Source organism: Streptomyces sp. IBSNAI002, assembly GCF_052244475.1.
In the GTDB taxonomy this organism is placed as follows: domain Bacteria; phylum Actinomycetota; class Actinomycetes; order Streptomycetales; family Streptomycetaceae; genus Streptomyces.
The window spans coordinates 2343215-2365889 of sequence record NZ_JBQPXG010000002.1 but is presented as its reverse complement, the minus strand read 5'-3'; the positions used below and the strand labels follow the sequence as shown (position 1 = coordinate 2365889).

18 protein-coding genes, 1 tRNA gene and 1 pseudogene are annotated in these 22675 nt (G+C 69.8%); 15 read left to right on the top strand and 5 right to left on the bottom strand.

Annotation, left to right across the window (positions count from 1 at the left end):
• The first annotated feature begins 113 nt into the window (after positions 1–113).
• From ACTVZO_RS11505 to ACTVZO_RS11460, 10 genes and pseudogenes are all read left to right on the top strand, one after another.
• The gene (locus ACTVZO_RS11505) at positions 114–866 is read left to right on the top strand and encodes a serine protease (protein ID WP_443298283.1); all 753 of its coding nucleotides are present in this window, start codon (positions 114–116) and stop codon (positions 864–866) included.
• Between the two features lie 226 nt (positions 867–1092).
• Positions 1093–1735: pseudogene (locus tag ACTVZO_RS11500) on the top strand (response regulator).
• Between the two features lie 461 nt (positions 1736–2196).
• A complete protein-coding gene (locus tag ACTVZO_RS11495) occupies positions 2197–2628 on the top strand; it encodes a hypothetical protein (protein ID WP_443298282.1) in 432 nt (143 codons plus the stop codon).
• Entirely contained in the window at positions 2625–3785 is a 1161-nt protein-coding gene (locus ACTVZO_RS11490) for a sensor histidine kinase (RefSeq protein WP_443298281.1), read from the top strand. The genes ACTVZO_RS11495 and ACTVZO_RS11490 overlap by 4 nt, the downstream gene beginning before the upstream one ends.
• An 87-nt stretch (positions 3786–3872) precedes the next feature.
• Positions 3873–4223, top strand: a complete 351-nt coding sequence (locus tag ACTVZO_RS11485; RefSeq protein WP_443298280.1) for a chorismate mutase — start codon at positions 3873–3875, stop codon at positions 4221–4223.
• 165 nt (positions 4224–4388) lie between these two features.
• The gene (gene pepN, locus ACTVZO_RS11480; RefSeq protein ID WP_443298279.1) at positions 4389–6923 is read left to right on the top strand and encodes an aminopeptidase N; all 2535 of its coding nucleotides are present in this window, start codon (positions 4389–4391) and stop codon (positions 6921–6923) included.
• 611 nt (positions 6924–7534) lie between these two features.
• Positions 7535–7936 (top strand): hypothetical protein, encoded by a 402-nt coding sequence (locus ACTVZO_RS11475; protein ID WP_443298278.1) that lies wholly within the window; start codon positions 7535–7537, stop codon positions 7934–7936.
• Between the two features lie 174 nt (positions 7937–8110).
• Positions 8111–10309, top strand: coding sequence for a hypothetical protein (locus tag ACTVZO_RS11470; RefSeq protein ID WP_443298277.1), 2199 nt, complete (start codon positions 8111–8113; stop codon positions 10307–10309).
• 223 nt (positions 10310–10532) lie between these two features.
• Positions 10533–11924 (top strand): pyridoxal phosphate-dependent decarboxylase family protein, encoded by a 1392-nt coding sequence (locus ACTVZO_RS11465; RefSeq protein ID WP_443298276.1) that lies wholly within the window; start codon positions 10533–10535, stop codon positions 11922–11924.
• A complete protein-coding gene (locus ACTVZO_RS11460; protein ID WP_443298275.1) occupies positions 11921–13333 on the top strand; it encodes a lysine N(6)-hydroxylase/L-ornithine N(5)-oxygenase family protein in 1413 nt (470 codons plus the stop codon). Before ACTVZO_RS11465 ends, ACTVZO_RS11460 begins: the two co-directional genes overlap by 4 nt.
• Here the strand turns inward: ACTVZO_RS11460 and ACTVZO_RS11455 are convergent.
• Positions 13330–15153, bottom strand: a complete 1824-nt coding sequence (locus tag ACTVZO_RS11455) for a bifunctional metallophosphatase/5'-nucleotidase (protein WP_443298274.1) — start codon at positions 15151–15153, stop codon at positions 13330–13332. The two genes, ACTVZO_RS11460 and ACTVZO_RS11455, sit on opposite strands and share 4 nt — an antisense overlap.
• A gap of 65 nt (positions 15154–15218) precedes the next feature.
• On the opposite strand from ACTVZO_RS11455, the gene ACTVZO_RS11450 reads away from it, so the two are divergent.
• Both ACTVZO_RS11450 and pyk read left to right on the top strand, forming a co-directional pair.
• Complete coding sequence (locus ACTVZO_RS11450; protein ID WP_443298273.1) at positions 15219–15932, top strand: SIMPL domain-containing protein; 714 nt, start codon at positions 15219–15221, stop codon at positions 15930–15932.
• A gap of 146 nt (positions 15933–16078) precedes the next feature.
• Positions 16079–17506, top strand: a complete 1428-nt coding sequence (pyk, locus tag ACTVZO_RS11445; RefSeq protein WP_443298272.1) for a pyruvate kinase — start codon at positions 16079–16081, stop codon at positions 17504–17506.
• Positions 17507–17614: 108 nt separating this feature from the next.
• Here the strand turns inward: pyk and ACTVZO_RS11440 are convergent, their stop codons facing one another.
• A complete protein-coding gene (locus ACTVZO_RS11440; RefSeq protein ID WP_443298271.1) occupies positions 17615–17866 on the bottom strand; it encodes an EF-hand domain-containing protein in 252 nt (83 codons plus the stop codon).
• Between the two features lie 61 nt (positions 17867–17927).
• Between ACTVZO_RS11440 and ACTVZO_RS11435 the strand changes: the two genes are divergently transcribed.
• The gene (locus tag ACTVZO_RS11435; RefSeq protein WP_443298270.1) at positions 17928–18389 is read left to right on the top strand and encodes a MarR family transcriptional regulator; all 462 of its coding nucleotides are present in this window, start codon (positions 17928–17930) and stop codon (positions 18387–18389) included.
• Here the strand turns inward: ACTVZO_RS11435 and ACTVZO_RS11430 are convergent, their stop codons facing one another.
• Both ACTVZO_RS11430 and ACTVZO_RS11425 read right to left on the bottom strand, forming a co-directional pair.
• Complete coding sequence (locus tag ACTVZO_RS11430) at positions 18390–19178, bottom strand: helix-turn-helix domain-containing protein (protein WP_443298269.1); 789 nt, start codon at positions 19176–19178, stop codon at positions 18390–18392.
• An 84-nt stretch (positions 19179–19262) separates the two neighbouring features.
• A tRNA-Leu gene (locus ACTVZO_RS11425) sits at positions 19263–19345 on the bottom strand.
• 97 nt (positions 19346–19442) lie between these two features.
• Here ACTVZO_RS11425 and ACTVZO_RS11420 point away from each other — a divergent pair.
• Positions 19443–20099 carry an ANTAR domain-containing response regulator gene (locus ACTVZO_RS11420; protein ID WP_069919819.1) on the top strand — a complete coding sequence of 219 codons (657 nt, stop codon included), beginning with the start codon at positions 19443–19445 and terminating at the stop codon, positions 20097–20099.
• A 71-nt stretch (positions 20100–20170) separates the two neighbouring features.
• On the top strand, positions 20171–21343 hold the full coding sequence (locus ACTVZO_RS11415) for a GDSL-type esterase/lipase family protein (protein WP_443298268.1): 1173 nt from the start codon (positions 20171–20173) through the stop codon (positions 21341–21343).
• Between the two features lie 80 nt (positions 21344–21423).
• On the opposite strand, the gene ACTVZO_RS11410 is transcribed toward ACTVZO_RS11415, so the two are convergent.
• Entirely contained in the window at positions 21424–22578 is a 1155-nt protein-coding gene (locus tag ACTVZO_RS11410) for an IS30 family transposase (RefSeq protein WP_443303122.1), read from the bottom strand.
• Positions 22579–22675 lie beyond the last annotated feature (97 nt).

Sequence of the window (22675 nt, the reverse complement as noted above, 5' to 3'; positions counted from 1 at the left end):
TGATGTCCGCCATACATCGGATGTGTCATGGACTCGTCATTCACCCAATGACGCGCACAGCCCAACCCCCCACGAAAGGCAGTGTGTTGACTGTGTCTACCCTCGTGCGATTCATGAAGCGCACCCTCGCCGTCGGCGCCGTCGCCCTCGCGGCCGTCAGCCTCCAGCCCGGCACCGCCAGCGCCGGCCCGGCCCCCGTCGTCGGCGGCACCCGCGCCGCCCAGGGCGAATTCCCCTTCATGGTCCGACTCTCCATGGGCTGCGGCGGCGCCCTCTACACCCAGCAGATCGTCCTCACCGCCGCACACTGTGTGGGCGGCTCCGGCAACAACACCTCCATCACCGCCACCGCCGGAGTCGTCGACCTCAACAGCTCCAGCGCCATCAAGGTCAAGTCCACCAAGGTCCTGCGCGCCCCCGGCTACAACGGCACCGGCAAGGACTGGGCCCTCATCAAGCTCGCCAAGCCCATCAACCTGCCCACCCTCAAGATCGCCGAGACCAAGCAGTACGACAACGGCACCTTCACCGTCGCCGGCTGGGGCGCCACCCGCGAAGGCGGCGGCCAGCAGCGCTACCTGATGAAGGCCACCGTCCCCTTCGTCTCCGACGCCAGCTGCCAGGCCTCGTACGGCAGCTCCCTCGTCCCCAGCGAGGAGATCTGCGCCGGCTTCGACCAGGGCGGCGTCGACACCTGCCAGGGTGACTCCGGCGGACCCATGTTCCGCCGCGACAACGCGAACGCCTGGATCCAGGTCGGCATAGTCAGCTGGGGCCAGGGCTGCGCACGGCCCGACTACCCCGGCGTCTACACCGAGGTCTCCACCTTCGCCGCCGCGATCAAGAGCGCCGCGGCAAGCATGTAGCACCGGCACCGGCACCGCCCCTACCCGCACCGCCCGCACCGCCCCCTCGTCCTTCCGGCCCGGTGAAAACCGGCCGGAAGGGCGAGGCCCCGCACCCCGCACGTACGTATCGTCGGCGGCAGTAGTTCCGCCCGATGGTCCCGTGTGCGGTTGCGGGCCGACGCGCGCACCCGTCCCATGGGAGGGAAGCGGAGGCGGCAGCGGGCGACAGTGGGGCAGGCAGCGCATGGCGATCAGAGTGGTCATCGCGGACGACCAGGAGATGGTCAGGACCGGATTCAGGATGATCCTCGAGAGCCAGCCGGACATCGAGGTCGTCGCCGACGTCGTCGACGGCGAGGCGGCCCTCGCGGCCGTCGCCGAGCACCGGCCCGACGTCCTGCTCCTCGACATCCGCATACGGCTTCGAGGTCACCCGCCGGCTCTCCGGCCAGGACATCCCGCGCATCGTCATCGTCACCACCTTCGACCTCGACGAATACGTCCACGCGGCGCTCCACGGGGGAGCATCCGGCTTCCTCCTGAAAGACGCCAGCCCGGCCATGCTGGTTGAAGCGGTCCGCGCCGCGGCCGTCGGGGACTCGCTCGTCTCACCCGCCATCACGGTGCGGCTGCTGCGCGAAATGGCCCCCCGGACCCCGGCCGCCCAGGCCCGCCGCCCCGCGGAACCGCTCACGGAGCGGGAACGGGAAGTCGTACGCTGCCTCGCGCGCGGCCTCACCAACGCCGAGATCGCCGCCGAGCTCTACGTCTCCCTGTCCACGGTCAAAACCCACCTGGCCAACGTCCAGGCCAAACTCGACGCCCGCAACCGCGTCGAGATCGCCGCCTGGGCCTGGGAAAGCGGCCTGGCCGCCAACCCGGCGTGACGCCGCCCCCACCGAAGACCAAGCAGCCCCACCCCCCATACGCACCCGGGGGCGGGCCGACCCGGCCTCGCTGTCCGCTCCGGGGCGGCCGAATCCAGCCTGGCCTCTCGCGCGGGGGCGGGCACACCCTGCACACCGGGCTTCGCGGTCTGGCCGGGGGCGGCCGAATCCAGCGCTCCTGGGCGCACCCCGACGGGCCGACCCACCCGTGCCGCACGCGGCTGCCCCGGGGCACCCGGCCCCGCCACGACCGCGAGCGCGGACGGTCCCAGCCTGGCCCGGGGCTCCCCCCGGCCGGAGTCCGGACGGTTTCGAGGCACGGGGTCCGGGCCGGAGCCCCACGGAGCCGGGTCCCGGCCACCCCGCCACCGACCCACCCCGCCGCTACCCACACCGGCTCCGACGCCGTCACCCCCGGCTTGTTCCCGGCCGCCCCGGCTGGCTTCGGCGCAGCGGGCCTGATGCTGGTTGCCGCCAACAGCGGCTTCGGCGCGGCAGCCCGCGGCCCGCTCGGGGCTGCCCCGGGGCTGCTGGACGCTGCTCCCGCCCTGGTCCCGGCTGCCCCGGGGCTGCTGGACGCCGCCCCTGCCCTGGTCCCGGCTGCCCCGGGGCTGCTGGACGCTGCTCCCGCCCTGGTCCCGGCTGCCCCGGGGCTGCTGGACGCCGCCCCTGCCCTGGTCCCGGCTGCCCCGGGGCTGCTGGACGCCGCCCCTGCCCTGGTCCCGGCTGCCCCGGGGCTGCCGGACGCTGCTCCCGCCCTGGTCCCGGCTGCCCCGGGGCTGCCGGACGCCGCCCCCGCCCCCGTCGCGGCCCCCACCGCTGGCTTCGGCGCAGCCGGAACCGTCGGGCCCGGGCGCTCGGCCGTGGTGTGCCGCCCGGGGACCGGTCGGTGAGCCCGCTGTCGGGGTGGGCCCGCCGTCACCCCCACACCGCCACCACCATCCGCCTCGGCCTCTCCCTCGTCCTGCTCTCCCTCGTCACCTTCGAGGGCGTCGTCCTCGCCCGCCAGCCCAGCCTGCCCCACGGCGTCGTCTGGGCATCCGGCCTCCTCGTCTGCCTCAGCGCAGCGCCCTGGCCCGGCATCCCGCTCCTCGCCCGCGCCTGGTTCGCCGCCGCCGTCACCTGGACCGCCACCCTCCTCCTCATCCTCGGCGACCACCCCCTCATCGTCTGGGGCGGCGGCGAGGCCGTCGCCCTGCTCGTCCTGCTCTCCCAGGTCCTGCTCCGCGCCCGCGCCCGCACCGCCGCCGTCCTCGGCGCCGTCCTCGGCCTCGGCTGCATGGCCACCCCCGTACGCGACACCGACCCCGGCCGCTTCACCCTGCTCTTCTCCGTCCTGACCGTCGTCGTCACCGCGTACTCCCTCCTCCTGCGCCTCCAGTCCGTCCAGCGCGTACGCGACCTCCGCGCCGTCCGCACCGCCGAACGTCTGGAACTCGCCCGCGAGCTCCACGACCTCGTCGCCCACCACGTCACCGGCATCGTCGTCGAGGCCCGCGCCGCCCGCTTCACCCACGTCTCCGCCGAACGCGCCGCCGAGATCTTCGGCCGCATCGAAACCGCCGGAGACGAAGCCCTCGGCTCCATGCGCCGCCTCGTCAAGATCCTCCGCGAGAACGACGACGGCACAGCCGCGCCCGGCGCCGCCACCAGCCCCGTCGCCGGCCTCGACGACCTCCGCGAACTCGCCGCACGCTTCTCCCGCACCGGCCCGCCCGTCGTCCTCTACGTGGAGGAAGGCCTCGACACCCGGCTCCCCGGCCACGTCGCCGCCACCGCCCACCGCATCGTCCTGGAGGCCCTCACCAACATCGGCAAACACGCCGCCACCGCCACCGCCGTCCGCATCGGCTTGCGCACCGTCCCCACCGGCCTCGAAGTCCGCATCGCCGACGACGGCGGCCACCCCGCCAAACTCTCCGAAAAGGCCCGCGGCGGCGGCTACGGCCTCGCCGGAATGGCCGAGCGCGCCGAAGCCCTCGGCGGGTCCCTCTCCGCCGGCCCCACCCCGGAGGGCGGCTGGCTCGTCACCGCGATTTTGCCCCTGTGACCGGAACCGGACGCCACCCGCCCGTTCCCGTCTCACTGACCGGCTGCCCGGGGAACCACCCGCGTCCGCCACGTATTCTCGGGAACCATGAACAACAGCGACGACATCGACACCGACAACGGGATCGGCAACGGGATCGACGACAACGTCGCCGCCGAACTCGCCCGCCTGCGGGACAGCATCGACAACATCGACGCCGCCGTGGTCCACATGCTCGCCGAGCGGTTCAAGTGCACCCAGCAGGTCGGCCACCTCAAGGCACGGCACCAGCTCCCCCCGGCCGACCCCGGCCGCGAGGCCAGCCAGATCGCCCGGCTGCGCCAGCTCGCCGAAAACGCCAAACTCGACCCGGCCTTCGCCGAGAAGCTCCTCAACTTCATCATCGCCGAGGTCATCCGCCACCACGAGACCATCGCCGCCGGCGAAGACCAGCCCTAGACGGAAGACCCACCGCGCCGCGACCCGGCAGACCCGCCCCGCGCCGCGACCCGGCAGACCCACCGGGCCGCGGCGCCCGCCCCTCCCGCCCGCCCCTCCCGGCCACGCCACGGCACCGGCGAAACGCGCTGGGGCCCGGCCGGACCGTGCGGCAGCATGGGCCCCATGTCCGCACTCAGGCGCAACGAAGCGCAGCTCCGAGCCCAGCTCCTCGACGTCCACCACTACACCGTCGCCCTCGACCTCACCACAGGCGACGACACCTTCGACTCCACCACCGTCATCCGGTTCACCGCCCGCACCACCGGAGACACCTTCCTGGAGCTGAAACCGGACGAACTGCGCTCCGCCACGCTCGACGGCCACCCCCTCGACCCGGCCGCCCTCGACGACAACCGGCTCCCCCTCCCCGGTCTCGCCGAAGGCCCCCACGAGCTGCGCCTGGACACCCGCATGCGCTACTCCCGCACCGGCGAGGGCCTGCACCGCTTCACCGACCCCGCGGACGGCGAGACGTACGTCTACAGCCAGATGTTCATGGACGACGTCCAGCGCGTCTTCCCGGCCTTCGACCAGCCCGACCTCAAGGCCGTCTTCGAGTTCACCGTCACCGCCCCCGCGCACTGGACCGTCCTCGCCAACGGCATCACCACCCGCACCGCGGCCCGCGAAGCGGACGGCGCCGGCATCTGGCGGTCCGCCCCCACCCCCCTCATCTCCACCTACCTCGCCGCCGTCGCCGCAGGCCCCTGGCACAGCGTGACCACCGAACACGCCGGACTGCCCTTCGGCATCCACTGCCGCCGGTCCCTCGCCCCCCACCTCGACACCGACGCCGACGAGATCCTCTCCCTCACCAAGGACTGCTTCGACCGGTACCAGGAGAAGTTCACCGAGCCCTACCCGTTCGACTCCTACGACCAGGCCTTCGTACCCGAGTTCAACGCCGGAGCCATGGAGAACCCGGGCCTGGTCACCTTCCGCGACGAGTTCATCTACCGCTCCGCCGTCACCGACACCGAACGCCAGACCCGCGCCATGGTCATCGCCCACGAGATGGCCCACATGTGGTTCGGGGACCTCGTCACCCTCGCCTGGTTCGACGACATCTGGCTCAACGAGTCCTTCGCCGAATACATGGGCTACCAGACCCTCACCGAAGCCACCCGCTTCACCGACACCTGGACCGAATTCGGCGTCTCCCGCAAAGCCTGGGGCTACGACGCCGACCAGCGCCCCTCCACCCACCCCGTCGCCCCCGACCCCGACGACGTCCCCGACACCGCCTCCGCCCTCCTCAACTTCGACGGCATCTCCTACGCCAAGGGCGCCTCCGCGCTGCGCCAGCTCGTCGCCTGGCTCGGCGAGAAGGACTTCCTCGCCGGCATCAACACCCACTTCGCCCGCCACAAGTTCGCCAACGCCTCCCTCGCCGACTTCGTCGACTCCCTCGCCGCCCACACCGAACGCGACGTCCACGCCTGGGCCGACATCTGGCTGCGCACCACCGGAATCGACACCCTCACCCCCCGCGTCGAGGAGTCCGAGGGCCGCCCCGACAGCCCCGCCGGCTGGACCCTCACCGTCGACCGCCGAGGCAGCCGCCCCCACCACATCGCCGTCGGCGTCTACGACCGCGACCCCGTCGACGGCCGCATCCTGGAACTGCGCGAACTCCTCGACCTCGACGTCCCCTCCGACGAGATCGTCTCCGTGACCGGGCCCCGCCCCGCGCTCCTCGTCCCCAACGACGTCGACCTCACCTACGCCAAGGTCCGGCTCGACGAGCACTCCCTCGAAACGGCAATGCGCGGCCTCTCCGGCATCCCCGACGCCCTCACCCGCGCCGTCGTCTGGAACTCCCTGCGCGACATGGTCCGCGACGGCGAACTCGACCCGCACGACTACCTGGCGACCGCCGCGGCCCACCTGCCCGAGGAGAACGACCTCGCCATCGTCCAGGGCGTCTTCACCTTCGCCCGCACCCAGATCGCCGCACGCTACGTCGCCCCCGAAGAGCGGACCGCCGCCCTGGCCACCCTCACCACCACCGCCCGCGACCTGCTCCGGCGCACCGAGGACGGCTCGGAACCCGGCATGCGGCTGACCGCCGTACGCACCCTCGTCGACAGCGCCACCCAGCCCGACACCATCGCCGCCTGGCTCGCCGACGACACCGTCCCCGGCGGCCCGTCACTCGACCCCGAACTGCGCTGGCGCATCCTGTCCCGCCTCGCCGTCCTCGGCGCCGTCACCGAACGCGACATCGACGCCGCCGTCGCCGCCGACCCCAGCGCCACCGGCCAGGAAGGCGCCGCCCGCTGCCGGGCCGCCCTCCCCACCCCGCAGGCCAAGGCCGCCGCCTGGGACCGCCTCTTCCACGACGACACCCTCTCCAACTACCTCTTCAGCGCCACGGCCCAGGGCTTCTGGCAGCCCGAACAAGCCGACCTCGTCAGCGCATACGTACCCCGCTTCTACCCGGACGCCGTAGCCCTGGCCGCCCGCCGCGGCCCGGCCATCGGCGAAGCCGCCGGCCGCTGGGCGTTCCCCGCGTACGCCATCGACGAAGCCAACCTCCAGGCAGGCCACACCTGCCTCACCGACCCCGGCATCCTCCCCCTCCTCCGCCGCAAACTGACCGACCAACTCGACGACCTGGCCCGCGCCGTACGGATCCGCGTCAACAACCAGGGTTAAGACGCTGCCCTTTCACTCCCCCCCCGGCGTGATGGTGCGCAGGGGGCGGGAGTTGGGTGTCGCGAGTACAGAAGCCTGACGGTGTGACAGGTGGTGCTGATATGATGGACGGGTTACGAGCCACACGGTGAGACGTGAGGCGGTGTCCGGCATCGGCCGGATGCTCCACTGGGAGCCTTGAGCTAGCGCTACCACCCAGACCATGGGGTGGCAGCGGGTGAGCAACAGTCCGTCGAGCGACTTTCCGGGTTGACGCAGCGCGTATCGCACGGATCCCACACCCCCGGGTCGAGCGGTGCAGCAGCCGCATGACGCCCGAATTCTGGTCGGATCCAGCGAAAGGCCCCGCCGCCATCAACGCGCACCCTTCCATCGACTGGCGCATACACATCGACGACTCCGGCATCTCCGGCAGGAGCCTGGCCGTCTACTCCGCTCTCGGCAATCCGGTCGCCCGTGAGGCCGCCTTTGAGGGCGACTGGTATGCACTCCGCTTAGAGTGGGAAAACCGGCACGGAGTGCCCGTCGACTACGAGCTCCACTCCAGTCACTTCCTCACGGGCCACGGCAGGCCGGGAGGGCGGAACCCGAGCAAAGCCGACAGGTACCGCATGGCGCAGAGTGCGCTGGACCTGATCGGCAGTCACCCTGAACTGGTCGTGATCACCACCTACGCCTTCGGTGGTGACTTCCGTCAGGCGAGACGGAACGCCTACGCAGGACTGCTGCGAGAGACCGACCGTCGGCTCGCTCTCGACGGACTGCACGCCGAACTCGTCATCGACGGCGACGGCACGGACCGCCTCTACGAGGACGTGCACTCGAGGGTGCGGCCCGGCAGGATCGCCGGACCGGCCCTGCAGGTGCCGGCCCACGAGTCGATCCGGCTCCAGGCCGCCGACCTCGTCGCCTACACGGCCTGCCAGGCGATCGCCCGGCAGGAACGTCGCGAGCCCATGTGGCACTGGTACAAGCAGCACCTGCCGAAGGCCGCGCCTCCGCGTGAGTGCTGAACAGAAGAAGCGACGGAGCCCCGGCCAAAGACCGGGGCTCCGTAGAAGCAGACCTGGCGCACATATTTCTGGGTGCAGCCCGGACCACACTCCTCAGTCTAGCGGGCCGTATCGCGGGAGGCCAGCTCCCATCAATGGATCACTGCCCGCCTGCCTTGTATTCAAAGGAGAACGATGAGCATCCCTAGCGGATTCCAAGAGCCGGCCGCCTATATTGGTACGGAAGCAGACGACGCCGGCCGGGGGCCGCAGACCATCACCTTCTCTTACGCCGACGAGCAGTTCACTGTCTCGGGCTTCGAGCGCGACCTCCCCGAACTCTCCTCGGTCACCGACAGGGCAGCACTCGTCAAAGCCGGGCAGACGTCATCGGGAACCGCCCTCGACGTGGACTCCTGGCATGCGGTGGCGCGCGCAACCGTCTCCCCGGAATCCGCCGCTGCCCAACTGCGCGCCCAGAAGGGCCGGATGTCCGCCCTCATCGAGGAGCACGTGGAAGGAGCCACCCTCCGCTCGCTGCACACGCGCACATGGCTCCCGGAGCTGTTCCCCGGCCTGCAGCCCCGCACCGGCCAGGAAGCCCTCCCCATCGAAGACCCCCAGGTCACCGGTGACGTCGGCGACGACGGGGAACCGCTCGCCTGCGTGATCTACACGTACCGCGACACCGGGCACCTCCGCGCCCACATCCAGCAGACCATCGAAGCCACGCGCCGCGCCAACCCCGACCCGTACGACCAGTCGATCCTCGCTCGCCGCATCACCCGAGCCGTCATCGCCCACCCGGCGCGGCTCGAATTCTCCGACGACACCGAGCCGATCGACGTACTCGTCGTCCGCGACGGAATCACCCGTCTTACGAGCGCCTGGGCGCTGCTCACCGGCGAGGACGCCCCCGCACCGCACCAGATCGCCAAGATCGTCACCGACTTCCTCCTCGCTGAGAAGCCCCAACGCCGCGGAGCCGAGAAACCGCGGAGCCAGCGCATGGCCCTCGGCCGCCAAGAGGCCCTCGCAGAGCTCCGGGCCGAGTTCTACCAGGGCCTCGGCTCCGGCCAGCCTGCCGACCGCTCCGTCCGACTCGGCCAGACCCTCGTCGTACCGGCCCAGATCACCGTCGGCCTGAGGCGCCACGGCATAGGCAGCCTGCCCGCCGCAGAGGTCTTCGACGATGCCGTCCGATCGATCCTCGCCTCCGTCCACGTCGAATTCAAAGCCTGGGAATCCGCGGCCCAGAACGTCGAAGTCGGCTCCCGGGCGCTGCGCCGCGTACACCTCACGGGCCAGACCGAGACGAAGATCCTCGACGGTGTCGTCGGCCTCGCGCTGGGGCGCCGCACGCCGGACGAGTTGCCGCAGATCTTCAAGGACCGCCACATCCCCGGCAGCGCACTCTGGCGAGCCGTCTACTTGATCAACCACTTGACGCGACCCGAGGTGTTCGCGCAGGTCAAGCGGCACGCGAAGGACATCAAGGGCACCCGCCGCATGACCACTGCCGGCTACGCGGAACTCCTCGGGCCGATCATCGACCTGCCCTGGCGGGGAACGAAGTCGGCCTCGCTCAAGCAAGCGCGCAACGCCTGGGCCAACGGGGGAGTCCTGACCAAGGGCGTACTCGACGCCTGGACGCCGGTCCCCTGCGACGACTTCACCGCCCTGGTCGGCCCCGCCGCAGAAGGTGACACCGACGCCCGGCAGACACTGGCCGTAGCCGGTGGGGTCGCGCTGATCACGGACAAGCTGATCACGCGCAACGTGGGATCCGCGGTGGGCAACACCGTCCCGTGGCGTTCGAACGTCGACCAAGTGATCGCAGGGCTCGCTGAGAACGAGGAAGGCCTCTGGATACTCGCCACCGCTGCCAATGCCTTCGACGACACGCGTGAATGCATCAATTCCTTCACCGCCGCACAGCTCCTCATGCGCGACAAAACGGAAATGTATGCCATCGCCGACGTAGACCTGAACAGCTCGGATCACCTGCGCAGAGACCGCGGGGGCGTCGCCGCTCAGCCGCTCACCCAAATGCGCCTGGTCCTCGCCTCGGACCCTGTCAGGGCCGCCCAGCTAGCCGAAGACGAAGAGAACAACAACGAAGCGGAACTGACGGTCAGCCAGCACTACGCGATCAGGCAACGGGCACTCCTCCAAGCCGTGGAGCACGCGCAGAACAAGCTCAAGGACCTACTGGCGTACGCGAACACACCCGAAGCCAACAACACCACCCTCGACCCCTTCGGCTCCTACCCCGAATGGCTCGCCCTCGACAACCGGGTCCGCGCCCTCGCCACGGAGATCTACAACCACCAGCCCGACCAGCCCGACGAGGAGGGCGAAGAGGAGTACGACGAATACGAGGTTGACGAGTAGGCCGGTGGCCGAAACACCACCACCGGACAAACCCCGGCGGTTACCCCAAACGGGTCTGATCGTTGTGCTGGGTGGATGCCGACCTCCCTCGACTGGGGGAGCAGCGGCGCCCCCACGCCGGGCAACCCCACCGGCCCGTAGTGCCGGACCCTGTGTACACCCGTCACACAGGATCCGGCACCGGGCGGCTGGGCGCTCGCAGGCCCAGCCCCCGGAGGACCCCATGACAGCGCCGCCGCCCGGCACACCGCCCCCGCTCGCCGGCGGACCCCACGGCCCCGCAGCCCTGCGGCCCCTCCTCGACACCGTCCTCGACGCCCTGCGCACCGGAGCCCACGAGCGCGGCGGGCCGATCCCGGCCGGCGGCCCCGACGCCCAGGCCGCCCGCGTCCGCGCCGCACTGGGCGACGTGCTCCCCGCCCACGGAACCGGCGACCACGAAGCGCTCCGCACCCTCGTGCACACCCTCGCCGCCGGCGCAGCCGACCCCGCCGACCCCCTCTGCGCAGCCCACCTGCACTGCCCCCCACTGGCCGTCGCCGCCGCCGCAGACCTCGCCGCCAGCGCCCTCAACCCCTCCCTCGACTCCTGGGACCAGGCCCCCGCCGCCTCCGCCATCGAAGCCCTCGTCACCCGCACCCTCGCCGCCGAGTTCTACGACACCCCCCACCCCGACGCCCTCGTCACCACCGGCGGCACCGAAGCCAACCAGCTCGCCCTGCTCCTCGCCCGCGAACGCCACGGCCCCCACCTCACCGTCCTGCACGGAGCCAACGCCCACCACTCCATCCCCCGCGCCGCCTGGCTCCTCGGCCTCCCCCCGGCCACCGAACTCCCCACCCCCACCGGCGTCCTCGACCCCCACCGACTCGCCGAAGCCCTCGCCACCACCCCCGGCCCCGTCCTCGTCACCGCCACCGCCGGCACCACCGACGCCGGACTCATCGACCCCCTCCACCGCATCGCCGACCTCTGCGACCACCACCGCGCCGACCTCCACATCGACGCCGCCTACGGCGGACTCCTCGCCCTCACCCCCCGCCACCGCCACAAAGTCGCCGGCCTCACCCGAGCCACATCCCTCACCGTCGACCTGCACAAGCTCGGCTGGCAGCCCGTCGCCGCCGGACTCCTCGCCGTCCCCGACACCGCCCTGCTGGCCCCCCTCGCCCACCAGGCCGACTACCTCAACGCCACCGACGACACCGAAGCCGGCCTCCCCGACCTCCTCGGCCGCTCCCTGCGCACCACCCGCCGCCCCGACACCCTCAAAATCGCCACCACCCTGCGCTCACTCGGCCGCGACGGCCTCACCCGCCTCATCGACCACACCTGCACACTCGCCCAACACCTCGCCGACCGCCTCGACACCCACCCCCGCTTCACCCTCCACGCACACCCCACCCTCACCACCGTGCTCTTCCGGCCCACCCACGCCGATGACACCCAGGTCGCCACCCTGCGCCGCACCCTCCTGCACCAAGGCCGCGCCGTCCTCGGCCGCACCCACGCCGACGGCCGCCTCTGGCTCAAAGCCACCCTGCTCAACCCGCACACCACCGCGGCAGACCTGGACACCCTCATCGCCCACCTGGAAGGCAGCACCCACCCATGACCGCCGCCCCGCCCGATGCCCCCCACGACCTCGTCGGAATCGGCATCGGCCCCTTCAACCTGTCCCTCGCGGCCCTCGCCCACGGCCTGCCGCACCAAGGAACAGGCGAACTCGCCACCGCCTTCTACGACCAGCGCCGCGACTTCCGCTGGCACCCCGGACTCCTCCTCGACGGAGCCACCCTCCAAGTCCCCTTCCTCGCCGACCTGGTCACCCTCGCCGACCCGGCCAGCCCCTGGAGCTTCCTCAACTACCTCAAGCACAAGGAACGGCTCTACCCCTTCTACTTCGCCGAGCAGTTCCACATCCAGCGCGCCGAATACGACGCCTACTGCCGCTGGGTCGCCGGCCGCATCCCCGGACTCCACTTCGGCCACCAGGTCGACGCCGTCCGCTGGAACCCCGAACGCGACCTCTTCGAAGTCGACTTCACCCAACTCGACCCCGACGGCGAAGCCGAAGCCCTCGGCCGCACCCACACCCGCCACCTCGCCCTCGGCATCGGCACCGCCCCCTACATCCCCGAACCCCTGCGCCCCCTCGCCGAAGCCCCCACCGTCCCCGTCATCCACTCCGCTGACTACCTCGACAACCGGCAGCGCATCCTCGGCGCCGAACACGTCACCGTCATCGGATCAGGCCAGTCCGGCGCCGAAGTCTTCCTCGACCTCCTGCGCGCCCGCCCCGCCGGCCGCGAACGCCTCACCTGGCTCGCCCGCACCCCCTCCTTCGCCCCCATGGAGTACTCCAAACTCGGCCTCGAACACTTCACCCCCGACTACACCCGCTACTTCCACGCCCTCCCCGAACCCGTCCGCGACAAGCTCGTCCCCGCCCAATGGCAACTCCACAAGGGCATCGACACCGACACCATCGCCGCCATCCACGACGAGCTCTACCGGCGCACCCTCGACGGAGGCTGGCCCGACACCGTCCTCACCCCCGGAGTCAACGTCCGCACCGCCGGCCGCGTCGCCACCACCAAAGTCGAACTCCACCTCGAACACACCGACCAGGGCACCCGCTCCCGCCTCACCACCGACGCCGTCGTCCTCGCCACCGGCTACCGCGAACGCCCCCTCACCAGCCTCCTCGCAGGCCTCGACCCCTACCTCCGCAAAGACTCCTCCGGCCGCCCCCGCATCGACGACCGCTACCGGATGATCACCGACCCCGCCGTCACCGGCAGCATCTTCGTCCAGAACGGCGAACGCCACACCCACGGCGTCGGAACCCCCGACCTCGGCCTCGCCGCCTGGCGCAGCGCCGCCATCCTGAACACCCTCACGGGCAAAGAGCCCTACCCCCAGCCCGCCCGCACCGCCTTCACCACCTTCGGCCTCGAACAGCGGGAGCACACCCGCCCACAACCCGCCGGCGAACTGCTCCCGCTGGTCGAACACCCCTAGGGAGCGGCCTGGAACACCGGCACACCCTCCCGCGTCAACCGCCACGACACCGAAGCGAACCCCGCCGGATCCACCGTCCCCTTCGCCTTCACCCACTGGATGATCGTGTTACGGATCTCATCCGAATCCGCCCACAACTGCCTGGCCTGCGGCACATGCGGGAAATTCCCGCCACCCGAGGCCCGGTAGTTGTTCACCGCCAGCACGAACCGCCCCGCCGGATCCACCGGCGCCCCCTCGAACGACAACCCCGTGATCCGCGAACCCACCGGCTGCGCCACATCGATGTCATACGCGAACCCGTACAAGGCGTCGTAGTTGTAATCCGGAACACCCTCCGCGTTCGTCAACTTCGCCGGATCCACCACCTCACCCGGCGACGTCCGCACGAAATACCGCGCCGAATACTCCAGATAATCCTTCAGCTGCGCACCCGTCAGCAGCCGCGCCTCCAGCGTGTTCTCGAACGGATACAGGCCCGCCGCATCCCGGATCGTCACCTGCCCCGCCGGAATCGCCGCCGTACGCGAGAAACACGAAGCCTGCGAAACCACCGGCAGCCCCGCCCACTCCGAACCCGACAGAGCCGCCCGCACCGTCTCCGCCTGCACGTGGTTGATCAGATCGATGATCGCCACGTCCTTCACCGGCCCCTCGGCCGCCGACATCGCCTGCGTCGACGTACCGATCACCTGGTTCACGTACTCCACGACCTTGCGGTGCTCGTCCGACAACAGCCGCGTGATCTTCGGATCCTCCGCCACCGTGTTCGAGTTCAACACCCGCGCCGCCACCCCCGCCACCGACCAGCGGCCCTTCACCCACTCCAGCTCAAAATCGAACAGGGTCAGCCGCTGCCCCCACTTCAACGGCTCCGACAACACCACGTCCCGGCCCGTCGCCGTGTTCTTCACCCGGTACTCCGGGATCTCCGTATGCGCGTGCCCCACCAGGATCGCGTCGATCCCCGGCACCTGCTCCGCCACCAACGCCGCCGCGTTCTCCACGTACGGCAGCTGATCCCCGTACGAAGACGTCCCGCTCGAACCCGAATGCGCCGACACGATCACCACGTCGGCACCCATCGAACGCAACCGCGGCACGTACTTCGCCGCCTGCTCCTCCAACCCCGGGAACGTCATCTTCCCCTGCACGTTCGCCTTGTCCCACAGCGCGATACCAGGATTCGTCAGCCCCAGCACCGCCACCTTCACATCCCGCCCACAGGGCGTGCGCAGCCGGTGCATGCTGTACGGCGCGAACGCCGGCCGCAACGTCCGCGCATCCAGCGCGTTCGCCCCCAGCAGCGGAAAATCACACTGCTCCTCGAACTTCCGCAGCACCGGAATGCCGTAGTTGAACTCGTGGTTCCCCAGCGCCGCCGCGTCGTAGCCGATCGCGTTCATCGCCTGCGCCATCGGATGAACCGGACCTCGCCGCGCCGTGATCGGATCCACCTTCGCGTAGTAGTACGAAAGCTGCGTCCCCTGGATCGTGTCACCCGCGTCGATCAGCAGCGTATTGCGCCGCCCCTTCTCCGCCCGCACCTGGTCCACCAGCGTCGATATCTTCGCCAGACCCACATCGTTGTGCGCCTTGTCGTCGAACTCCCGGTCCGTGAAGTAGTCCCAGTTGAAGACGTTCCCGTGCAGATCGGTCGTCCCCATCACCGTGAACGCGTACGTACGCGGCCCCGGACCAGGCCGGCCCGCGCCCGCGGCCGGGGCAGCCGCGGCCGGGGCGGCAGCGGCCCCCGCCAACGCCACGGCCGCACCCGTCGCAGCCGTCGTCCCAAGAAAAGCCCTACGGTCGAACCCCATGCCATCTCCCCTTCGGAGGTGTGAACAACGCGCGTAGATTCTCACCCAAGTGCGACAGTGAAGCCATGACCCAGGACGCACCGCACGACGCAACCCACCAGCCCTACGGAACCCCCGAAGTACCCCGCGTCGCCGTCCGCGGCGAAGCCCGCCTCGAAGTCGACCCCGAAATCGCCCGCATCGGCATCACCGTCAGCGCCCGCGGCACCGACCGCCGCACCGCACTCGACGACCTCACCCGCCGCAACACCACCGTCCTCGACCTCATCAAGAGCTACGGCGACCCCGTCGAAAAACTCGAAACCGGCGCCTTCTCCATCACCCCCGAACTCACCCGCCACGGCCGCGCCGAACGCGTCCGCGCCTACCACGGCCGCGTCCACATCACCGCCGAACTCAGCGACTTCACCGCACTGGGCGAACTCACCACCCGCCTCGCCGACCTCGACCTCACCCAGGTCGACGGCCCCTGGTGGGCCCTGCGCCCCACCTCACCCGCCCACGGCGAAGCCCGCCGCCAAGCCGTACTCGAAGCCGTCCAGCGCGCCCGCGAATACGCCGAAGCCCTCGGCGCCCGCCTCGCCGCCCTCGTCGAACTCGCCGACCTCGGCGCCGAGAACGCCGCCCCCTTCCCCGCCGCACAAGGCGGCGCCATGCGCACCATGGCCTTCAGCGCCACCGAGGACGCCGGAGCCCCGCCCCTCGACCTCGAACCCCAGCGCCAGACCGTCTACGCCCAAGTGAACGCCCGCTTCACCATGACCCCGCCCCAGCTCTGAGAACACCCCCTGAACGCGCTACGGGGGTGCTCATCAGAGCACCCCCATGCACATTCAACAGTTGTCAACAACCTTTTGCTCAAAGGTTGTTGAGAGGACACCCGGAAGCGATTACCTACCCACAGGTAGGGGAATACGCTCGCCCCATGCGCCGAGCTAAAATCGTATGTACCCTGGGCCCCGCCACCGACTCATACGACCAGATCAAAGCCCTGGTCGAAGCCGGAATGGACATCGCCCGCCTCAACCTCAGCCACGGCACCTACGCCGAACACGAGGAGCGCTACCAGCGCGTACGCAAGGCCTCCGACGAGACCGGCCGCAGCGTCGGCATCCTCGCCGACCTTCAAGGCCCGAAGATCCGCCTCGGCCGCTTCCGCGAAGGCCCCGTACTCCTTGAACGCGGCGACGAATTCACCATCACCGTCGAAGACCACCAAGGCGACCGCCACACCTGCGGCACCACCTACAAAGGCCTCGCCACCGACGTCACCACCGGCGAACGCATCCTCGTCGACGACGGCCGCGTCACCCTCGAAGTCACCGCCATCGACGGCCCCCGCGTCCACACCACCGTCATCGAAGGCGGCATGGTCTCCGACCACAAGGGACTCAACCTCCCCGGCGTCGCCGTCTCCGTCCCCGCCCTCTCCGACAAAGACATCGACGACCTCCGCTGGGCCCTGCGCACCGGCGCCGACATCATCGCCCTCTCCTTCGTCCGCAGCGGCCACGACATCGAAGACGTCCACCGCATCATGGACGAAGAAGGCCGACGCCTCCCCGTCATCGCCAAGATCGAAAAGCCTCAGGCCGTCGACAACATCGACCAGATCGTCGCCGCCTTCGACGGCATCATGGTCGCCCGCGGAGACCTCGGCGTCGAAATGCCCCTCGAACAAGTCCCCATCGTCCAAAAGCGCGCCGTCAAACTCGCCAAGCGCAACGCCAAACCCGTCATCGTCGCCACCCAGATGCTCGACTCGATGATCGACAACTCCCGCCCCACCCGAGCCGAAGCCTCCGACGTCGCCAACGCCGTCATCGACGGCACCGACGCCGTCATGCTCTCCGGCGAAACCAGCGTCGGCAAATACCCCGTCGAAACCGTCCGCACCATGTCCCGCATCGTCGAAGCCGCCGAAGAAGACATCCTCGCCAAGGGCCTCCCCCCACTCACCGAACGCAACAAACCCCGCACCCAAGGCGGCGCCGTCGCCCGCGCAGCCGCCGAAATGGGCGACTTCCTCGACGCCAAATTCCTCGTCGCCTTCACCCAGAGCGGAGACACCGTCCGCCGGCTCTCCCGCTACCGCTCACCCATCCCCCTCCTCGCCTTCACCCCCGACCCCGCCACCCGCTCCCAGCTCAACCTCACCTGGGGCGTCGAAACCTTCCTCGGCCCCCACGTCGAATCCACCGACGCCATGGTCGCCCAAGTCGAAGAAGAACTCCTCCGCATCGGCCGCTGCGTCCCCGGCGACACCGTCGTCATCACCGCAGGCTCACCCCCCGGCGTCACCGGATCCACCAACCTCGTCCGGATCCACCACATCGGCGACGCCGTCCGCTGACCGCCCGCCGCGGCAGCCGCGGCTCCAGCACCACACGCACCACACGCACCGCGTCGGGCACCCCACCACCCACCCGCCCGACGCGGTCACCGCGCCCGGCCCCACCGGCTACCAGCCGAAACGCCGATCCACCACCGCCGCGAACTCCTCGAACGACAACTCCTCGTCCCCGTTCGCATCCGCCGCATCGAACAAAGCCGACGACGCATCCGCATCCCCCAGCCCCCAGAACGGCAAATCCCCCCGAGCCGCCAGCATCGGCCCCTTCGACCGCAACGCATCGATCACCTCGAACCGCGTCAGCCGGCCGTCCTCGTTCAGATCGAGCGCGTCGAACAACTTGCGAGCCTTCTCGCTCATCACAGGGTCCCCATCTCGTGTGCTTGACCTCAAGCCGACTTTAGGTCCTACGGTCAACAGCATGACGATCACCGAGTACCCCCAGGAGCGCATCGCAGCCCAGCCCATCGGCTACTGGACCCGCGAAGCCGCCACCCTCGCCATCGGCGGCCTCCGCACCGCCCTCGCCGAGGAAGACCTCACCCAACCCCACTGGTGGACCCTCAACCACATCGCCGGCAACCCCGGCGGCTGGACCCGCGCCGCCCTCACCGCGAAGCTGTCCCCCTTCGACGACCAGAACACCGACTTCGACGCCCTCTACGAAGACCTCACCACCCGCGGCTGGCTCACCGAACAGGACGGCGACGGCACCCTCACCCTCACCCCCGAAGGCGAAGCCGGCCGCCTGCGCGCCCACACCCGCAACGCCGCGGTACACGCCCGCATGCGCGAGGGCATCGACGACGAGGCCTACGCCGCCACGATCAACGTCCTGCGCCGCCTGGTCGCCAACCTGGGCGGAGAGGGCGACCTGCCCTAGCTAGTACTTGGGCCCGATGTGGGCGTCCATCAGCGCGACGGACGCCTTGCGGGCGACGGACACGTTGTACGGATCGCTGCCGCGCGCGGTGATCGTCCACTGGACCCCGACCCTGGTGAGCGTGTCCGTGCAGAGCCTTCGGATGTCGTCGGACTTGTTGGTGAAGAAGTACCGCGGGTACTCGTAGCGCTTGCGCACCCCGCCGACCATCCGGGTGGTCCAGTTCGTGATCCGGCACCCGTCGGAGTGGATCAGCCCCCGGACGAACTCCCACGGATACGCGTCGACGATCGCCTGCTGCCAGTCCTCAAGGGTGATCCGCCGCTCGTGCTTCTTGCCGGGGCCGTGCTGCGGGAACAGACAGGTCAGGTGCTTCGAAGTGACCTTCACGTTGTGGCAACCTGTCCTGCGGACGCGGCAGACCTGATTTGAGGGTAATACCCGGCGCATGGCCTCTTCGGCAGCGTCCATGAGTCCAGGCCAGTGGTCGTCGCAGGTGATCATGAGGCTGGGTACTCGGTGCCTTGAGTAGTGGCTTATGTGGCCGTCTCCCAGATAGAGGCCAAGCAGGTAGGCGTAGGCCTGTGCATCAAGGGGGCTGCCGTCGCATCGCGGGCAATCCGGCCTGTGCGGGCCCGGGCATTCGCCACGCCGGGCCCGGTCTTTGTGCTTCCAGTAGCCGACGGTGCCGCGTGGCACGTTCAGATGCCGAGCGACATCGGCATTCCGGGTGCCGCCGCGCAACAGGGCGAGGGCCGTCTGGCGTACTTCGAGGCTGTGGAACTCCATGACGCAACTGTGCGTGTCGCAGAATGACTCTGCGCAGCAAAAAGCGAACGTTCATGCGAAGGTGAACGTCCGCTTTTCGGACAGTGCCGGGTGCGGGACTCGAACCCGCAAGCCCTCACGGGCAGATGTGTTTGAGACATCCGTGTATGCCATTCCACCAACCCGGCAGGGTTGCTCGTCGCAGTCTACCGGGTGACCATCGCGCATCGCAGCTAGGTAGGCTCATCCAAGCAGCAGCACAGCCGCGCATAGAGGAGCCCTCAAGTGACCGCCTCGCACGAGTCGACGCCCACGCCCGACGCCGACCAGTCGCACGTTCCGCCGCTGACGACCCGTGTCGTCATCGCCGAGGACGAGGCGCTCATCCGTCTCGATCTCAAGGAGATGCTCGAGGAGGAGGGGTACTCCGTCGTCGGTGAGGCCGGGGACGGGCAGGCGGCCGTGGAGCTGGCCCGGGAGCACCGGCCCGACCTGGTCATCCTCGATGTGAAGATGCCCGTCCTGGACGGGATCTCCGCGGCCGAGAAGATCGCGGAGGAGTCCATCGCGCCCGTGCTGATGCTGACCGCGTTCTCGCAGCGCGACCTCGTCGAGCGGGCCCGGGACGCCGGTGCCATGGCGTATCTGGTGAAGCCGTTCAGCAAGAGCGACGTGGTGCCCGCCATCGAGATGGCGGTGTCGCGCTTCGCGGAGCTGAAGGCGCTGGAGAAGGAGGTCGCGGACCTTTCCCTCCGGCTGGAGACCCGCAAGCTCGTGGACCGGGCGAAGAGCATCCTGCAGACCCAGTACGGGCTGACCGAGCCGGCCGCGTTCCGGTGGATCCAGAAGACGTCGATGGACCGCCGGATGTCGATGCAGCAGGTCGCCGAGGCGGTCATCGAGGACGCCGAGGAGAAGAAGCAGAACGCGGCGAACGGCTGACCGTTCCCGTACGCGCGGCGGGTCGAGGCCCGCACCGGCGGGCCTCGAGTGCCGGTGGGCAGCGTGTGACCATGACCTCTCATGTGACGGAATGGATCACCACGCCCATCGAGCCGCTGCTGCGCGGCGCCCTCGAGGTGGAGCGTACGGAGCTGGGCCTGCTGCCGCACCGGATGCCCGCGTGGGCGCGGAAGCAGCATCCGGCGGCGCAGTTGGCGACGGTGGAGGCGCAGCCGTCGGGTGTGCGGCTGGTGTTCCGTACGCGGGCGACGGTGATCGAGCTGGAGACGATGCCGACGAAGATCGTGTTCCAGGGTGGTCAGGACAACGCCGAGGGTGTGTACGACCTGTTCGTGGATGGTCGGCCGGCGGGTCGGGCCACGGTGGACGGTGGCCATGAGTTCCGTTTCAACATGCAGACGCTGACGTCGGAGTCGGTGTCGGGTGAGTCGGGTACGGCGCGGTTCGCGGGGTTGTCGGCGGAGCTGAAGGACGTCGAGATCTGGCTGCCGCACAACGAGCGGACGGAGCTGATCGCGCTGCGGACGGATGCTCCGGTGGAGGCGGCGGTGGAGAGCGGCCGTCGGGTGTGGCTGCACCACGGGAGCTCGCTGAGCCAGGGGACGAACGCGGAGAGCCCGTCGTCGACGTGGCCGGCGGTGGCGGCTGCGGCGGGTGGTGTGGACCTGGTCAACATGGGGCTGGGTGGCAATGCGCTGCTGGATCCGTTCACGGCGCGTGCGATGCGGGATGTTCCGGCTGATGTGATCAGCGTCAAGATCGGTATTGCTCTGGTGAATACGGATCTGATGCGGTTGCGTGCGTTCGCTCCGGCGGTGCACGGGTTCCTGGACACGATCCGGGAGGGGCATCCGGATACGCCGTTGCTGGTGGTTTCTCCTGTGCTGTGTCCGATGCATGAGGACACGCCGGGTCCGACGGCGCCGGATCCGGACGGCAAGGTGATGCGTTACCGGGCGACGGGGGATCCGGCGGATGTGGCTGCGGGCCGGTTGACGTTGAAGGTGATCCGGGCGGAGCTGGAGCGGATCACGTCGGAGCGGGCGGCGGAGGACAAGAACCTGTATTACCTGGATGGTCTTTCGTTGTACGGCGAGGCGGATTTCGCGGCGTTGCCGTTGGAGGACCGGCTGCACCCGGATACGGCGGGGCACCGTCTGATCGGTGAGCGTTTCGCCGGGCTGGTGTTCGGTGAGGGTGGTCCGTTCGGGGCCGGTGCCTGATCCTGGTCGTGTCTGATCCTGGAAGTGCGTGAGGCCCGCCTCCCCCCGGGCGAATTCCAGGGGTCGTAGCAACACAGTGATCAACTGGCTGTCGCCAGGAGCTTAGCGAGACGCTCGGCTGGGGTTTCCCAGTCGAGCGTTTTGCGTGGGCGGCTGTTGAGCTCGGCTGCGACGGCGTCCAGGTGCTCGCGGGTGTGGACGGAGAGGTCTGTGCCCTTGGGGAAGTACTGCCGTAGCAGCCCGTTGGTGTTCTCGTTCGAGCCGCGCTGCCAGGGGCTGCCGGGATCGCAGAAGTAGACGGCCATGTCCGTGGCGGTGCTGAACTCCTGGTGGAGGTGCATCTCGGAGCCCTGATCCCAGGTGAGTGAGCGCCGGAGGTGGGCCGGGAGAGCGGAGACGGTCTGGATGAGCGCGTCGCGGACCTTGGCGGGGTGTCGGCCGTCAGGCAGGTGGACGAGGGCGACGAAGCGGCTGGATCGCTCCACCAGTGTTCCGATCGCGGACCTGTTGGTCTTGCCGATGATGAGGTCGCCCTCCCAGTGCCCGGGGATCGCGCGGTCGGCTGCCTCGGCCGGCCGTTCGCTGATCATCACCATGTCCTTCGACATGCGCGGCTGACGCTTAGCGGACTGACGGTGCGGGCGTCGCGTCGCCCGTCCCGTCCGAAGGGATCGGGTCAGCTCGCGGCGGAGTTCTCCGCGGCCTTGGACGTAGAGGGCCTGGTAGATCGTCTCGTGGGTCACGTGCATCTCCGGCCGGTCGGGGAAGCGCGTCCGTAGAGTCCGGCAGATCTGTTCAGGACTCCAGCGGCGTGTGAGGTGGTGCTGGATGAAGTCCCGCAGCTCGGGGTTCTGGCCGATCTTCCCGGTCTTGGGCCGGGGCCGACGGGCATCCGCACGCTCTTGCGCGACATACGGCCGATAGGTCCAGTGGGTCGCGTTGCGGGGTGGACGCGTGCCGTTGCGGCGTATCTCCCGGCTGATGGTGGAGGGACTACGACCCAGCTCGGCAGCGATCGCCCGGATCGAGGCCTTCTCCCGGAACCGGTCGGCGATGTGGATCCGCTCGTCGGCCCGGAGGTAGCGGGACGGACCAGTAGGCGGCACCACCGGACGGACCGGTGGTGCCGCCTTCTGCTTGCTGTCTGCCGCACGGCCATTGCGCCAACGGCGGCCGGTCTTGTCGTTGATGCCCACGATCCGGCACGCCTGGTTGTTGCTGAAGCCCTGCTGCATGAGCAGGAAGTATGTTTCCCGCTCACGCAGCAGCCTCTTGCGGCCCTGAGCCACCGTCCGGCTCTCCCGGATCTTGAAGTCCATCGCATCCCCTGAG

Bases quoted from the DNA above. Each gene is read 5' to 3' on its own strand.
- ACTVZO_RS11450 (WP_443298273.1), top strand. From the start codon at position 15,219: ATGACCCAGGACGCACCGCACGACGCAACCCACCAGCCCTACGGAACC.
- ACTVZO_RS11455 (WP_443298274.1), bottom strand. From the start codon at position 15,153: ATGGGGTTCGACCGTAGGGCTTTTCTTGGGACGACGGCTGCGACGGGT.
- ACTVZO_RS11410 (WP_443303122.1), bottom strand. From the start codon at position 22,578: ATGCAGCAGGGCTTCAGCAACAACCAGGCGTGCCGGATCGTGGGCATC.
- pepN (WP_443298279.1), top strand. From the start codon at position 4,389: ATGTCCGCACTCAGGCGCAACGAAGCGCAGCTCCGAGCCCAGCTCCTC.
- ACTVZO_RS11475 (WP_443298278.1), top strand. From the start codon at position 7,535: ATGGCGCAGAGTGCGCTGGACCTGATCGGCAGTCACCCTGAACTGGTC.
- ACTVZO_RS11485 (WP_443298280.1), top strand. From the start codon at position 3,873: ATGAACAACAGCGACGACATCGACACCGACAACGGGATCGGCAACGGG.
- ACTVZO_RS11440 (WP_443298271.1), bottom strand. From the start codon at position 17,866: ATGAGCGAGAAGGCTCGCAAGTTGTTCGACGCGCTCGATCTGAACGAG.
- ACTVZO_RS11435 (WP_443298270.1), top strand. From the start codon at position 17,928: ATGACGATCACCGAGTACCCCCAGGAGCGCATCGCAGCCCAGCCCATC.
- ACTVZO_RS11470 (WP_443298277.1), top strand. From the start codon at position 8,111: ATGAGCATCCCTAGCGGATTCCAAGAGCCGGCCGCCTATATTGGTACG.
- ACTVZO_RS11415 (WP_443298268.1), top strand. From the start codon at position 20,171: ATGACCTCTCATGTGACGGAATGGATCACCACGCCCATCGAGCCGCTG.
- ACTVZO_RS11430 (WP_443298269.1), bottom strand. From the start codon at position 19,178: ATGGAGTTCCACAGCCTCGAAGTACGCCAGACGGCCCTCGCCCTGTTG.
- pyk (WP_443298272.1), top strand. From the start codon at position 16,079: ATGCGCCGAGCTAAAATCGTATGTACCCTGGGCCCCGCCACCGACTCA.
- ACTVZO_RS11465 (WP_443298276.1), top strand. From the start codon at position 10,533: ATGACAGCGCCGCCGCCCGGCACACCGCCCCCGCTCGCCGGCGGACCC.
- ACTVZO_RS11460 (WP_443298275.1), top strand. From the start codon at position 11,921: ATGACCGCCGCCCCGCCCGATGCCCCCCACGACCTCGTCGGAATCGGC.
- ACTVZO_RS11495 (WP_443298282.1), top strand. From the start codon at position 2,197: ATGCTGGTTGCCGCCAACAGCGGCTTCGGCGCGGCAGCCCGCGGCCCG.
- ACTVZO_RS11505 (WP_443298283.1), top strand. From the start codon at position 114: ATGAAGCGCACCCTCGCCGTCGGCGCCGTCGCCCTCGCGGCCGTCAGC.